The organism is Saccharopolyspora sp. 6V (assembly GCF_020176785.1).
GTDB classification, from domain to species: Bacteria; Actinomycetota; Actinomycetes; order Mycobacteriales; family Pseudonocardiaceae; genus Saccharopolyspora_C; species Saccharopolyspora_C gregorii.
The window spans coordinates 1-14,196 of record NZ_JAIUKB010000191.1 but is presented as its reverse complement, the minus strand read 5'-3'; the positions used below and the strand labels follow the sequence as shown (position 1 = coordinate 14,196).

At 72.7% G+C, this 14,196-nt stretch carries 13 protein-coding genes; 4 read left to right on the top strand and 9 right to left on the bottom strand.

Features of this window, described 5'->3' with window-relative positions:
- Positions 1 to 65: 65 nt before the first annotated feature.
- The 7 genes from LCD35_RS28520 to infC all read right to left on the bottom strand — a co-directional run bounded on the left by LCD35_RS28520 (position 66) and on the right by infC (position 7,799).
- Positions 66 to 1,550 (bottom strand): serine/threonine-protein kinase, encoded by a 1,485-nt coding sequence (locus LCD35_RS28520; RefSeq protein ID WP_224960153.1) that lies wholly within the window; start codon positions 1,548 to 1,550, stop codon positions 66 to 68.
- A 265-nt stretch (positions 1,551 to 1,815) separates the two neighbouring features.
- Positions 1,816 to 4,308 (bottom strand): phenylalanine--tRNA ligase subunit beta, encoded by a 2,493-nt coding sequence (pheT, locus tag LCD35_RS28515; RefSeq protein WP_224960151.1) that lies wholly within the window; start codon positions 4,306 to 4,308, stop codon positions 1,816 to 1,818.
- A gap of 36 nt (positions 4,309 to 4,344) precedes the next feature.
- Positions 4,345 to 5,412, bottom strand: a complete 1,068-nt coding sequence (gene pheS / locus LCD35_RS28510; RefSeq protein WP_225045228.1) for a phenylalanine--tRNA ligase subunit alpha — start codon at positions 5,410 to 5,412, stop codon at positions 4,345 to 4,347.
- Between the two features lie 232 nt (positions 5,413 to 5,644).
- Complete coding sequence (locus LCD35_RS28505) at positions 5,645 to 6,481, bottom strand: RNA methyltransferase (protein WP_224960159.1); 837 nt, start codon at positions 6,479 to 6,481, stop codon at positions 5,645 to 5,647.
- A complete protein-coding gene (rplT, locus tag LCD35_RS28500) occupies positions 6,481 to 6,849 on the bottom strand; it encodes a 50S ribosomal protein L20 (protein ID WP_224960147.1) in 369 nt (122 codons plus the stop codon). The genes LCD35_RS28505 and rplT overlap by 1 nt, the downstream gene beginning before the upstream one ends.
- A gap of 94 nt (positions 6,850 to 6,943) precedes the next feature.
- Positions 6,944 to 7,138 (bottom strand): 50S ribosomal protein L35, encoded by a 195-nt coding sequence (gene rpmI, locus LCD35_RS28495; RefSeq protein ID WP_224960145.1) that lies wholly within the window; start codon positions 7,136 to 7,138, stop codon positions 6,944 to 6,946.
- A gap of 151 nt (positions 7,139 to 7,289) precedes the next feature.
- Positions 7,290 to 7,799, bottom strand: a complete 510-nt coding sequence (infC, locus tag LCD35_RS28490) for a translation initiation factor IF-3 (RefSeq protein WP_374108151.1) — start codon at positions 7,797 to 7,799, stop codon at positions 7,290 to 7,292.
- 309 nt (positions 7,800 to 8,108) lie between these two features.
- Between infC and LCD35_RS28485 the strand changes: the two genes are divergently transcribed.
- Positions 8,109 to 8,519, top strand: a complete 411-nt coding sequence (locus LCD35_RS28485; protein WP_374108149.1) for a DUF1844 domain-containing protein — start codon at positions 8,109 to 8,111, stop codon at positions 8,517 to 8,519.
- A gap of 6 nt (positions 8,520 to 8,525) precedes the next feature.
- Here the strand turns inward: LCD35_RS28485 and LCD35_RS28480 are convergent, their stop codons facing one another.
- Complete coding sequence (locus LCD35_RS28480; protein WP_224960143.1) at positions 8,526 to 9,056, bottom strand: formaldehyde-activating enzyme; 531 nt, start codon at positions 9,054 to 9,056, stop codon at positions 8,526 to 8,528.
- 188 nt (positions 9,057 to 9,244) lie between these two features.
- On the bottom strand, positions 9,245 to 9,634 hold the full coding sequence (locus tag LCD35_RS28475; RefSeq protein WP_224960142.1) for a RidA family protein: 390 nt from the start codon (positions 9,632 to 9,634) through the stop codon (positions 9,245 to 9,247).
- A 115-nt stretch (positions 9,635 to 9,749) separates the two neighbouring features.
- On the opposite strand from LCD35_RS28475, the gene LCD35_RS28470 reads away from it, so the two are divergent.
- The 3 genes from LCD35_RS28470 to LCD35_RS28460 are packed head-to-tail and all read left to right on the top strand — an operon-like array spanning position 9,750 to position 14,065.
- Positions 9,750 to 11,048, top strand: coding sequence for an amino acid deaminase (locus LCD35_RS28470; RefSeq protein WP_224960141.1), 1,299 nt, complete (start codon positions 9,750 to 9,752; stop codon positions 11,046 to 11,048).
- Between the two features lie 16 nt (positions 11,049 to 11,064).
- Positions 11,065 to 12,654, top strand: a complete 1,590-nt coding sequence (locus LCD35_RS28465) for an amidohydrolase family protein (RefSeq protein WP_225045227.1) — start codon at positions 11,065 to 11,067, stop codon at positions 12,652 to 12,654.
- Between the two features lie 19 nt (positions 12,655 to 12,673).
- The gene (locus LCD35_RS28460) at positions 12,674 to 14,065 is read left to right on the top strand and encodes a GntP family permease (RefSeq protein ID WP_224960139.1); all 1,392 of its coding nucleotides are present in this window, start codon (positions 12,674 to 12,676) and stop codon (positions 14,063 to 14,065) included.
- The last annotated feature ends 131 nt before the right edge of the window (positions 14,066 to 14,196 follow it).

The following is a 14,196-nucleotide window of genomic DNA, read 5'->3' as shown; positions in this document are numbered from 1 at the left end:
CGCTTCAGGTGAATGGCCCACCCGCCCAACGAGAACGGACGGATGGGCCATTCACCTGAAGCGGGTCAGCGGGTCCGGCTGCTCAGCACCGTCGTCGCGGCGATCTTCCAGGAGGCGCCGTCCCGCACCAGCGTGTAGCGGGTCCGCTCCTCGACGGTGCGCCCGTCGTTGAACTGGTAGGTGATCGTGGCCTGCGCCGTGTTGGTGCCCTCGGTAGTCACCCCGGAGGCCTGCACTCCGGTGATGGGCTGCCAGAACTCGCGGAACGCGTCGTAGCCGCCCGCGTGGTTCGTCTGGTAGTCGGGGGTGAGCTGCTGCCAGGCCGCGTCGAGGTTCCCGGGCATGGCCGCGTAGTACTCGGAGACGACCTGGTCGGGGGTCTCCGGCTGCTGCGGTGGCTCCGGCGGTGCGGGCTGCTCGGCGGAGGTCGGCTCGTCCGCGGTGCTCGACGGCGCCGGTTCCTGGCCGGACGAGGGCTCGGGGCGCGGCTGCACCTCTTCGGAGGTCGCGGGCGGCGCCGCGGTGCGGTCGCCGCTGAGGTTTCCGGTCAGCAGCGCGGCCGCCACTCCGGCGCCGACGACGAGCAGCGCACCCACCAGGATCAGCCCGTAGCGCCCGCGGTTCCGGGGCTCTTGCGCCGGTTCCGCGACCGGGGCCGGCGCGGGCGCGGGCTTCTCCTCGCGCAGCGGGCGGGTCGGAGTGGGGATCGGGACCGCGGTGAACTCGGCCGGGAGTTCGTCACCCGCGGCGACCGCGGCGAGCGCGCGCTGCGCCTGCTGCATGGTGGGCCGCTGCGCCGGGTCGGCGGCCAGCATCCGCAGCAGCACCGGCCCCAGTTCGCCCGCGTTCTCCGGTGGGTCGAACTCGCCGGAGGCGACCCGGTGCAGCAGCACGATGGAGTTGTCGCCGAGGCCGAACGGTGGCCGGCCTTCCAGCGCCGCGTACAGCGTGGAGCCCAGCGAGTACACGTCGGTGTGGAAGTCGGCCTTGCCGCCCTGCGCCACTTCCGGCGCCAGGTACGCGGGGGTGCCCGCCAGCACGCCGGTGGTGCTCGCGTCGCCGAGCGCGCGGGAGATGCCGAAGTCGGTGATCTTGGTGATGTCGTCGGCGACGAGGATGTTGCCCGGCTTCACGTCGCGGTGCACGATCTTCGCGTCGTGCGCGGCGACCAGCGCGGCGGCGACGTCGGAACCGAGCTTCGCGACCTCCGGGACGGGCAGCGTGCCGCGTTCCGCGAGCACCGCTTCGAGGCTCCGCGAATCCAGGTACTCCATGATGAGGCACGGTCGCCCGTCCTCTTCCACCACGTCGTAGACCGCGATCGCGTGCCGGTGCATCAGCCGCGCGGTGATCCGGCCTTCGCGGATCGCGCGGCGCTTCGCCGTCTGCACGTCCTGGTCGTTCGACGATTGGCGCAGGTGCAGTTCCTTGACCGCGACCATGCGGTTGAGGCGCTCGTCGGAGGCCTTCCACACCACGCCCATCGCGCCACTGCCCAGCCTCGACTCCACCCGGTACCGCCCGGCGACCAGTCGATCCTGAGCGCTCATGACACGACTCCTCCACACCTCCGCGACGATCACTGCCACGATCGACTCTGCCAGGTCCGGAAACGTTCGCGAGCACAGGGGTGGACAAGCGGAATCCGCCGGAACCACTACTCCGCACGGCGCGGAACGGGCGTGCTTTCAGCGGAATCGGACGCGCGGAAGAAGCTCGGCGCGCAGCGGTCCGGAGACGAAGAAGAGCGGTCCGGAGACGGAAAAGGGCACCCCTCCCGGCTGGAAGGGGCGCCCTCGTCGCGTTGCTCTCGGATCAGGCGCGCAGCGCCGCTCCGAAGCGGGATTCGGCGGCCCGCACGGCCACGTCGCGGGCCTCGGTGGCCTCCTCCTGCTTGAGCGTGCGGTCCGCGGCGCGGAACCGCAGCGCCAGCGCGAGGGACTTCTTGCCCTCGGCCAGCTGCTCACCGGAGTACACGTCGAACAGCCGCACGTCCTCCAGCAGCTCACCGCCACCGGAGCGCACCACCTCGACCAGTTCCGCCGCGGGCACCTCCCGGTCCACGACCAGCGCCACGTCCAGCAGCACCGGCGGGTAGGCCGAGATCGACGGCGCCGGACGCGAATCCGGCAGCGGCAGCGCGTCCAGGTCGATCTCCATCGCGCAGGCCCGCTTCGGCAGGCCCAGCTCTTCGACGACCTTGGGGTGCAGCTCACCGGCATGGCCCACCACGGTCTCGCCGACCTTGAGCGCCGCGCAACGGCCCGGGTGCCACGGCGCGAGGTCGCCCGCGGTCACCGTCAGCTCCACCCCGGCGGCGCGCGCCACCGTGCGCGCGGCCTCGACGGCGTCGGCCCAGCCGGCCTCGCGACCCGGGCCCCACCAACCCTGGCGCTCCCGCTTGCCGGCCAGCACGACCGCGGCGTGCACGGGCTGCGCGGGCAGTGCGGCGTCCAGCGCGGCGATCTCCTCGTCCGCGGGGCGCTGCGCCACCCCGACCTCCGGCAGCGCCGGGGGCTGCTCGGCGGGCAGCACGACCTGTCCGATGTGGAACAGCGCCAGGTCGCGGCGACCGCGGGACACGTTGCGCTGCAACGAATCCAACAGCCCCGGCAGCAACGTCGTCGCCAGTTCGGAGCGCTCGGACTCGAGCGCGTTCAGCAGCGACAGCGCGCGGCGGCGCGGGTCGTCCTCGGCGATGCCGAGCTTGCCGAGCTCCTCGTCGCTGGTGAACGGGAACGGCAGCACCTCGACGTGGCCGTCGGCGGCCAGCGCCCGGGACACCGCGCGGCGGCGGCGCTGCTCGGGCGTGAGCCCCCGGCCGGGAGGCGCGGCGGGCAGCACCGACGGGATCGTGTGGTAACCCTCCAGCCGCAGCACCTCCTCCACCAGGTCGGCGGGCTGCTTCAGATCGGGGCGCCACGTCGGCGGGTGCGCGGTGACCAGGCCGACGCCCTCGTCGGAGGTGCCGACCTCGATGCGGCAGCCGATCTGCGACAACCGGCGCGCGGTGACACCGCGTTCGTAGAGCACGCCCGCGATCTTGTCCGGCAGCGCCAGCGGCATCGTCACCGCGGGCGGCGCCAGCGGCGCGCCCACGTCGGTGCGGCCCTGCGCGATGCGGCCCTCGCCGTAGCGCACCAGCAGCTGCGCGGCCAGCTCGGCGGCCACCGGGGCGACCGCCGGGTCCACGGTGCGCTCGAAGCGCTTGCCCGCCTCGCTGGGCAGCTTGTGCCTGCGGATGGTGCGGGCGATGCTCGCCGGGTCCCAGTTCGCCGCTTCCAGCAGCACGTCGTGGGTCTCCGGGCCGATCTCGGTGCTGGCCCCGCCCATCACGCCGGCGAGGCTCACCGGACCGGACTCGTCGCAGATCACGATGTCGTCCGGGTCCAGCTCGCGCCGCACGTCGTCGAGCGTGGTCAGCTCCTCGCCCTCGGCGGCGCGGCGGACCACCACGTCACCGGTGAGCTTCGAGGCGTCCCACGCGTGCAGCGGCTGGCCCAGCTCCAGCATCACGTAGTTCGTGACGTCCACCGACAGCGAGATCGAGCGGATCCCGGCCAGCGCCAGCCTGCGCCGCATCCACCACGGCGTCGGCGCCGTCGGGTCCACGCCGGTCACCCGGCGGAACACGAACCGGGAGCATGCCTGCTCGTCCTCGATGCGGACCGCGCGGGACTCCCGCTCGTCCTCCGGCACCGGCATCGAGGCCGGGTCGCCGAACGGGACCTCCAGCGCGTTGGACAGCTCGCGGGCCAGACCGCGCACCGAGAAGCAGTAGCCGCGGTCCGGCGTGATCGACAGCTCGATCACCGCGTCGTCCAGGCCCACCAGCTCGGTGGCGTCCGCGCCCGGGTCGGCGACACCCGCAGGCAGCACCAGGATGCCGTCGTGGTCCTCTCCGATGCCCAGCTCCTTGGCCGAGCAGATCATGCCGTCGCTGACGCGCCCGTAGGTCTTGCGGGACGCGATCTCGAACCCGCCGGGCAGGATCGTGCCGGGCATGGCCACGACCACGAGATTGCCCTCGGTGAAGTTCGTCGCGCCGCACACGATGCCCTGGGTGAGCCGCTCGCCGTCCTCGTCGTCGCCGACCTCCACCCGGCAGAACCGGATGGGCTTCTTGAAGCCGGTGAGCTCTTCGATCTCGGCCACGCGGCCGACCACCAGCGGGCCGCTCACCTGCGACAGGTGGGCGACCTCCTCGACCTCCAGCCCGATCCGGACGAAGGCCTCCGCCAGCGTGTCGGCGGTGGTGTCCGCGGGCAGCTCCAGGTGCTCGGCCAGCCAGGAAACCGGAATCCGCACTTGCTCAGGTCCTTCTCTCTCGCAGCGGGACGGTGATCAGGAGTCGATGCCGAACGGTTCGGTGAACCGCACATCGCCCTCGGTCATGTCGCGCATGTCGGGAATGCCGTTGCGGAACTGCAGGGTGCGCTCCAGGCCCATGCCGAACGCGAACCCGGTGTGCTTGGTCGGGTCGATGCCGCAGGCGCGCAGCACGTTCGGGTCGACCATGCCGCAGCCGCCCCACTCGACCCAGCCCGCGCCGCCCTTCTTCTGCGGGAACCACACGTCCAGCTCCGCGGAGGGCTCGGTGAACGGGAAGAAGCTCGGGCGCAGCCGCGTCACCGACTCCGGGCCGAACATGGCGCGGGCGAACGCGTCCAGCGTGCCCTTCAGGTGCGCCATCGTCAGGCCCTCGTCCACCGCCAGGCCCTCGACCTGGTGGAACACCGGGGTGTGGGTGGCGTCGAGCTCGTCGGTGCGGAACGTGCGGCCCGGGCACACCAGGTACACCGGCAGCTCGCGGCTCAGCATCGACCGGATCTGCACCGGCGAGGTGTGCGTGCGCAGCACCAGCCCCGAGTCCTCCGGGCCCACGTGGAACGTGTCCTGCATGGTGCGCGCCGGGTGGTCCTTGCCGAAGTTCAACGCGTCGAAGTTGAACCACTCGGCTTCGAGCTCGGGGCCGTCGGCGACCTCCCAGCCCATCGCGACGAACACGTCGCTGACGTGCTCGGTGAGCTGGGTGATCGGGTGCCGGGCGCCCGCGGGGACCCGGCCCGAGGGCAGGGTGACGTCCACGGATTCCTCGCGCAGCACCTTCTCGTCGCGCTCGGCCTGCAGCACGGCGCGGCGCTCGTCGAACGCACTCTGAATCGCCTGCCGGGCCTCGTTGACGCGCTTGCCCGCTTCGGACCGGGCCTTCGGCGGCAGCGCGCCGATCTCCCGGCGGGCCGTCAGCAGCGGCGAACGCTCCCCCAGGTGCGCGGGCTTCGCGGCGGCGAGCTCGTCGAGGTCCGCGGCCTCCTCGAACCCCTTGCGGGCTTCGACGACGGCGCGGTCGAGCGTCTCCGGCGCGAGCGCGGCGACCTCCTTGGGGTCGTACGAGTCGTTGGCTCCAGACATCGTTACTGCATGACTCCCGTCATTCGTCAGGCGACACTTGTCAGGCGTGACAAGCACGGCGTGACCCGCCCGGCATGACCATTTCGTCCGGCCCGCCCACCGGGCTCCCGATGGGCCTGCACCTGCTGGGTGACCTGCGGATGCGTGCCGCAGCCGTTCGAGTCTAAGCGACCCGGTCGAGCGCTTTTCGCGCAGCCGCGTTCCTGGGCGTGTTCACCTGCGCGAGGGTCGACTACCCGCGGTGCCGCTGGGCCCGCGCGGAGGCGTACAGGCAGACCGCGGCGGCGGTGGCCAGGTTCAGGCTCTCCGCACCGCCGTAGATCGGCACCCGCAGCGTCGCGTCCAGTTCGGCGAGGACCTCCGGCGGCAAGCCGTGGGCCTCGCTGCCGAACACCCACGCCGTCGGAGCCGCCAGTTCCCCGGCCACCGACGCCGTGTCCAGGTCGCCCTCGGCGTACCCGTCGGCGCCGACCAGGCGCAGGCCCGCGGCGCGGCAGGCCGCGAGCACCGCCGACGCGTCCCGGTCCCGCGCCACCGGCAGGTGGAACACGCTGCCCGTCGACGCGCGCACCGCCTTGCCGTTGTACGGGTCCACGGTGTCGCCCGCGAACAGCACCGCCCCCGCGCCCGCGGCGTCGGCGACCCGCACCACCGTCCCGGCGTTGCCCGGGTCGGAGATGCCCAGCAGCACCGCCACCAGCGGCGGCCGCTCGGCCAACGCCTCGGCAGGTGTCGTGGTGGGCAGCGCGCACTGCGCGACCAGCCCTTGCGGGGTGACGGTCTCCGACAGCGAAGCCGCGGCCCGGTCGGTCACCACGTGCAGCGGAACGTCGACCTCGGGCAGTTTCGCCGCCTGTTCCTCGGTGGCGAACAGCGCGCGCACCTCGGCCCGTCCCGCGGCGTGCGCGGCGAGCGCCTCGCCGACCGCCTGCGCGCCCTCCGCGAGGAAGGCGTCCGCCCGGTCCCGGCCGGCGCGGCGGGTGAGCTTGCGCGCGACAACGACCCGGGACGATCGCTCCGTCAGCGGAGGTGTCCCGGGCCGTTGCTGCTCGTGCGTGCCCTCGGTGATCAGGCCGCACCTTCCGGCAGGTGCTTCTTGGCGACGTCCACCAGCGCGGCGAAGGCCTGCGGGTCGCGGACCGCGAGGTCCGCCATGATCTTCCGGTCCACCTCGACGTCGGCGGCCTTCAGGCCCTGCACGAAGCGGTTGTAGGAGAGGCCGTTCTGCCGGGTCGCCGCGTTGATGCGGGTGATCCACAGCTTCCGGAACTCACCCTTGCGGGCGCGCCGGTCGCGGTAGGCGTAGACGTTCGAGTGGAGCGTCTGCTCCTTGGCCTTGCGGTACAGCCGGGAGCGCTGGCCGCGGTAACCGCTGGCCTGCTCGAGAATGCTGCGGCGCTTCTTCTGGGCGTTCACTGCCCGCTTGACGCGTGCCACGGGTCCGTCCTGTCGATCTCATCGGGGGCGGCGGACCGCCCTGGGGGGCTGGGAGCGCTGGAGAGCCTGAGCGCCGCATTGCGCGGCGCCGGGCTCAGCGGCCCAGGAGCTTGTTGATGCGCTTGACGTCGTTCTTGGCGACGGCCTCGGTGCCCTCCAGGCGACGGGTCACCCGGCTGGACTTCTTCTCCAGGATGTGGCGACGGCCCGCCTGCTCGCGGCGGAGCTTGCCACTGCCGGTGACCCGGAAGCGCTTCGCGGTCCCGCTGTGGGTCTTGTTCTTCGGCATCTCTCAATCCTTCTCATACGGGGTCCGCCGCGGAGCGGACTCCACGGCGGACCTGATCGGCCCTTGCACCCGACCGGCGCCGGCAACCGACCAGGCATCGGCGGGGCCCCGGCTCGATCGGCCGGGGCGGCACCCGATGCGTCCGGTGGCCTTACGCGGTCGCCTTCGGCTTGGTCTTGTTCGTCTTGTGCGGCGCCAGGACCATGATCATGTTCCGGCCGTCCTGCTTCGGGTTGGCCTCGATGAACCCCAGTTCGGCGACGTCGTCGGCCAGCCGCTGCAACAGACGAAAGCCCAGCTCGGGACGCGACTGCTCACGACCGCGGAACATGATCGTCACCTTGACCTTGTGACCCTGACCGAGGAAGCGGGTGACGTGACCCTTCTTCGTCTCGTAGTCGTGCGGGTCGATCTTCGGCCGGAGCTTCTGCTCCTTGATGACGGTCTGCTGCTGGTTGCGGCGCGATTCGCGAGCCTTCTGCGCACTCTCGTACTTGAACTTGCCGTAGTCCATGAGCTTGCAGACCGGCGGGCGCGCCTGCGGGGCGACCTCGACAAGGTCCAGATCCGCTTCCTGCGCCAGGCGGAGCGCGTCCTCGATGCGGACGATGCCGACCTGTTCGCCGTTCGGTCCGACCAAGCGGACTTCGGGCACGCGGATGCGGTCGTTGATGCGCGTCTCCGTGCTGATGGGGCCTCCTCGGTTCGATGCTTCGGTCGTTCTGCAGCCTCGGCGCGTGAAGCTCGCCCCTGGACGTGCAGTAGTCCCGCGGGAATTCCGGATGCACCGGAACCGCGAGACCCTACTCCTACCGATCGAACCGGTACCGCAATACCGCTCGCACCACCGGCGTACCGCCGGTGGGACCGGACCCGGCGGCCTGAGAGTCGGCTGCACGGGTGGGAGCGGGGCTCCACTTTGCCGCCCCCGACTGCGCGGGGGCTGGTCGCTCATGTCAGGGTACCAGTCGTGAACGAAGCGCAGCCGACCCCGCCCCCCGAAAGCACTCCGGAGCAGGGCTCGGGATCGAGCTCGCCCGCCGAGGCGGACTTCGGCACCAACGTCCGCGAGCTCGTGGATGTTCCCAGCGTCGAGGTCATCAGCCGTGCCGCGGTGATGCTGATGTCCTCCGCCGCCGAGAAGCTCGGCCTGGGCGACGAGGACCCGGACACCGCGCCGAGCCGCGACCTGGACGAGGCGCGGCGGCTGATCACCGCGCTGGCCGGCCTGGTCACCGCCTCCGTCGAGTACCTGGGCCTGCACGCCGCGCCGATCCGGGACGGCCTGCAGAGCCTGCAGCGCGCGTTCCGCGAGGCCAGCGCCGTGCCCGACGCGCCCGGCCAGGGGCCCGGCGAGAAGTACACCGGCCCGGTGCACTGACCCCGGTCAGCTCCCCCCGTAGTAGGGGTGGGTGAGCCGGTCCCGGTCGTCGACCAGGCCGCGCACCTGCTCCTTGGTGTGCCCGGTGACCGCGTCCCGGACCGCCTCGCCGACGGCCTCCCGCGCGGAGTAGCGGACCGCGGTCTCGTCGTCGGCGTCGTGGTCCAGCCACAGCGAGACGAACACCATCGTCTCCTGGTCGGGTTCCAGCAGGCCTTCGGCCACCGAGTCGAGCACGCCCTGCGCGGTGCCGACCTGGCAGGCGCCGAGGATCAGCGCCGCGGTCCGGCCGGAGGCGGCCACCTCGTGCCCGACGAGCAGCGTCGGCGGTTGCACGGCCACGCAGGCGTGCGGCGCGTCGCCGACCGAGACCAGGATCGGCGCGAGCCGCTCGGTGGGGACCGTGAGCGTGGTGAGCAATCCGGCGGCGGTGGTGCCACCGCGGCGGGCCAGCACCACGATCACCCGGCAGCCGTTGGGTTTCCGCCCGCCCCAGCCCTGCGCGAGCCGGCCGTCCAGGTCGCCGAACGTGGTCATGCACGCCCTCCTTGACCAACCGCGCCGGCCAGGGCCGGACGGACCGGGTGACTGATCGACACCCTCCGAGCACCGCACCCGGTTGTCAAGGCCGGGTGCGGTGAGCGGTCGTCCGGCCGCGACCGGCTTCCGGGAGGCCCGCGCGGCCTTCAGCGCGGCTGGTCCCCGGAACGGAGCAACCCGCCCGGTCAGTCCCCGAGGACGGCGAGGGCGTCGATCTCGACGAGCAGTCCCGCGGGCAGGCCGACGTAGACCGTGGTGCGGGCCGGGTAGGGCTCGCCGACGACGCGGGCGTAGGTCTCGTTCATCTCGGCGAACTGGGAGACGTCGGTCAGGTAGACGCGCAGCATGATCACGTCCTCCAGGCCGGCGCCCGCGGCCTCCAGCACGGCGATGACGTTGCGCAGTGCGCGCTCGGTCTGCTCCGGCACGCCACCGGCGACGATCTCCCCGGTGGCCGGGTCGACCGGGGTCTGCCCGGAGACCTGCACGATGCCGCCCTTGCGCACGCCCGGGGACAGCGGGATGTGCGGCGGCGGGGTGGGTGCGGCGTCGCTGGTGATGATCTGCCTGGGCATGGTTCCTCCTGCGCTCGGGCGGTCTGGCGGGCGGCGCGGAATTCGTCTGGACCACCGCGCCTCCGGTGGGCCTATCATCTCCCGATCACTTCGCGCTCGTCGCACTGGAGGCGCTTTGTCCCCGACCACTCCCGGCATCGACGACCAGGCCGTGTCCGCCCTGCGGCAGGACGTGCTCGACTGGCGGTACAAGGGCCTGCCGAGCGGGGCGTCCGGCAGCACCGCGGCGGAGTTCCTGGCGACCCGGCCGACGCTGTCCGGCTCGGGGTTCACCGGCCCGGTGCTGGTGCTGGACGAGCCCGCGCTGGAGCACAACCTCTCGACGATGGCCCGGTGGTGCCAGCGGCACGGGGTGCTGCTCGCCCCGCACGGGAAGACGACGATGGCGCCGCGGCTGTTCCAGCGCCAGCTCCAGCACGGCGCCTGGGGCATCACCGCGGCGAACGTCGCGCAGCTGCGGGTGTACCGGGCGTTCGGGGTGCGGCGGGTGCTGCTGGCGAACCAGCTGCTGGACCCGGACGGGCTGCGGTGGCTGAGCGGCGAGCTGGACCGGGACCCGGAGTTCGAGTTCAGCTGCTGGGCCGATTCGGTGGCCGGGGTGGAGCTGATGGCGGCCTCCTGGACCGGTGAGCGTCCGCTGGACGTGCTGGTCGAGCTCGGCTGGGAAGGCGCCCGGACCGGGGTGCGGTCGGTCGAGCGGGGCGTCGAGGTGGCGCGGGCCGTCGCGGCGAGCCCGCGGCTGCGGCTGGCCGGGGTCGCCGGCTACGAGGGCGCCGCCGCGCACGGCACCGGGGACGACGCCCTGGCCACCGTGGACGACTACCTGGCCCGGCTGCGGGAGCTCGTCGACGAGGTCGAGCGCGCCGGGCTGTTCGAGACCGCGGAGATCATCGTCTCCGGCGGCGGCAGCGCCTACTTCGACCAGGTCGCCGAATCCCTCGCGGCGCCGTGGCCCACCAGCGCCCGGGTGCTGCCGGTCCTGCGCAGCGGCGCCTACCTGACGCACGACGACGGGCTGTACCGCCGCAACTCCCCCTTCGGCCGGGCGCACCGGCTCGCCGGGGACGAGTCGCCGTTCCGGCCCGCGATGCGGGTCTGGGCGCAGGTCACCTCCCGGCCCGAGCCCGGGCTGGCGCTGGCCACGCTGGGCCGCCGGGACGTGTCGTTCGACCAGGACCTGCCCGAACCGCAGGTGGTGCGCGGCGCGGACGGGGTCGTGCGGGAGCTGACCGGGTGCGCGGTCACCTCGCTCGCCGACCAGCACGCGTTCCTGCGCGTCCCCGAGGACGGGCCGCGGATCGGCGACTGGGTGGGGTTCGGGTTGTCGCACCCGTGCACGGTCTTCGACAAGTGGCGGTTGATCCCGGTCGTGGACGGGGACAGCGTGGTCGATCTGGTGCACACCTTCTTCTGAACCTGCGGAGGTCGGGATGGACGGGGTCTTCGAGGGCGCGACGGTCGTCGACGGCAGCGGGGCGCCCCGCTACCGCGCCGACGTGGCGGTGGCGGGCGAGCGGATCACCGAGATCACCGCTCCCGGGACGCTCGGCGGGCGGGAGGTCGTCGACGCGGACGGGCTGGTGCTCGCGCCGGGCTTCATCGACATGCACTCGCACTCCGACCTGCAGATCCTCGCCGAACCGGACCACCTGGCGAAGGTCTCGCAAGGGGTCACGCTGGAAGTGCTCGGCCAGGACGGGTTGTCCTACGCGCCGGTCGACGACGCGACGCTGGCCGCGGTGCGCGCCCAGATCGCCGGGTGGAACGATGATCCGCCCGGGTTCGACTGGAACTGGCGCGGCGTGGGCGAGTACCTGGACCGGCTCGACGCCGGGATCGCCGTCAACGCCGCCTACCTGGTGCCGCACGGGACGCTGCGGATACTGTGCGTCGGCCACGACGACCGGCCCGCCACCGGGGCCGAGCTGGACCGGATGCGGCGGGTGCTGGCGGAGTCGCTGGACGAGGGCGCGGTGGGGATGTCCTCCGGGCTGACCTACACGCCGGGCATGTACGCCTCGGAGGCCGAGCTCACCGAGCTGTGCCGGGTGGTCGCCGCGCACGGCGGGTTCCACAGCCCGCACCACCGCAGCTACGGGGCGGGCGCGCTCACCGCCTACGCGGAGATGATCGAGGTGAGCCGGGCGTCCGGCTGCCCGCTGCACCTGGCGCACGCGACGATGAACTTCGAGGTCAACCGGGGGCGGGCCGGGGACCTGCTGGGGCTGGTGGATTCGGCGCTGCACGCGGGCGCGGACATCACGCTGGACAGCTACCCGTACCTGCCGGGCGCGACCTCGCTGCACGCGCTGCTGCCGAGCTGGGTCGCCGAAGGCGGGGTGGAGGCCACGCTGGAGCGGCTGCGCGACCCCGAGCTGCGGGTGCGGATCCGGCACGACATGGAGGTCAGCGGCTCCGACGGCTGCCACGGGGTGCCGATCGACTGGTCCGCCATCGAGATCAACGGGGTGCGCGACGCCGAGCGCAACGGGCACCTGGTCGGGCTCAGCATCGCCGAATCGGCGCGGCGGACCGGCACGACGCCCGCCGAGGTGTTCTTCGAGGTGCTGCTCTCGGAGCGGCTCGGCACCTCCTGCCTGATGCACGTGGGGCACGAGGAGAACGTCCGCGCGATCATGCGCCACCCCGCGCACACCGGCGGCAGCGACGGGCTGCTCGTCGGCGACCGGCCGCACCCGCGCGCGTGGGGGACGTTCCCGCGCTACCTGGGGCACTACGTGCGGGAACTGGGCGTGCTGAGCCTGGAGGAGTGCGTCCGGCACCTCACCTCGCGTCCCGCCGACCGGCTCCGGCTGCCGGACCGCGGCCGCGTCCGGGAAGGCGCGATCGCCGACCTGGTGCTGTTCGACCCGGACACCATCGCCGACACCGCCACCTTCGACCGGCCGCGCAGCACCGCGACGGGCGTGCACCGGGTGCTGGTCAACGGGGTGCCGGTCCTCGACTCCGGGCGGCGCACCGGCGCGCTGCCCGGCCGTGCGGTGCGCCGCACACCTTGACACCACAAGGGAGTCCACTGTGGATGGTTTAGTGCACTGGTTGCAGCACGACACCGCGGGTCTGCTCACGTTGTGCGCGGCGGGGATCGCCGCCCTGCTGCTGATGATCATCCGGTTCCGGGTGGAACCGTTCATCGCCCTGATCATCACCGGGCTGCTGCTGGCGCTCGTCGCCGGAGTGCCCGTCACCGACCTCGTCGGTTCCGCGCAGAAGAGCAGCGAATCCCTGCTGGAGAGCGGTTTCGGCAGCATCCTCGGGCACATCACCGCCATCGTCGGGCTCGGCGCCGTCCTCGGTGCCGTGCTGGAGGCCTCCGGTGGCGCGCAGCTGCTCACCCGCAGGCTGCTGGCCGCGTTCGGGGAGAACCGGGCGCCGCTGGCGATGGGGTTGTCCGGGCTGCTGTTCGGCATCCCGGTGTTCTTCGACATCGGCATCTTCGTGCTCGCGCCGCTCGTCTACAGCGCGGCGCGCCAAGGCGGGCGGTCGATCCTGCTGTACTGCCTGCCGCTGGTCGCCGGCCTGTCCATGACGCACGCGTTCCTGCCGCCGCACCCCGGGCCGGTGGTGGCCGCCGGGCTGCTCGGCGTAGACCTCGGCTGGGTCATCCTGATGGGGCTGGCGTGCGGGATCCCCGCGTTCGTCGTCTCCGGTGTGCTGTTCCCCGCCTGGATCGGCAAGCGGCTGCACGTGGACGTGCCGGACACCGCGCCGCCCGCGGAACTCGGCTCCGCTCCCGGCGACGAGCCGAAGCTCGGCGTGGTCGCGCTCGTCATCGGGTTGCCGATGCTGCTGATCCTCGGCGGGACGTTCGCCAGCATCACGCTGCCGCCCGGGGCGGCGCTGGACGTGCTGACGTTCCTGGGCAACCCGGTGGTGGCGCTGACCATCGCGGTGCTGATCGCGTTCTGGCTGCTGGGCACCAAGCGCGGGCTGACCGGGCCGGACCTGGCGACGCTGACCTCGACCGCGCTGCGGCCGCTGGGCATGATCCTGCTGGTCGTCGGCGCGGGCGGGTTCTTCGGCAAGGTGCTCGCCGAGACCGGTGTCGGCGAAGCGCTCGCCGGCACCCTGGAGGCGTCCGGGCTGCCGCTGATCGCCTCGGCGTACGTGATCAGCTCCGGGCTGCGGATCGCGCAGGGCTCGGCGACCGTGGCGATCGTGACCACCGGCGGGATCGTGGCGCCGCTGGTGGCCGGGCTCGGGTACTCGCAGCCGCAGCTGGCGCTGATCGCCGTGGCCATCGCCGCCGGTTCGATCATCGCCTCGCACGTCAACGACGCGGGGTTCTGGATCATCTCCCGGTACTTCGGGATCTCGACGAAGGACACGCTCAAGACCTGGACGGTGCTGGAAACGATCCTGTCCGTCACCGGGTTCGCGATGGCGGTGTTGCTGAGCCTGGTCGTGTAGCCGGTGTCGATCGGTGGGGGGCCCGGGGTGCCCGGGGCCCCCCCCCCCAGGGTACCCCCCGGGGGGCGCCCCCCATGCGGGGGGGTTACCCCCGGCCGGGTGCATGGGGGGGGCGCGGGCAAGCAGGGCTA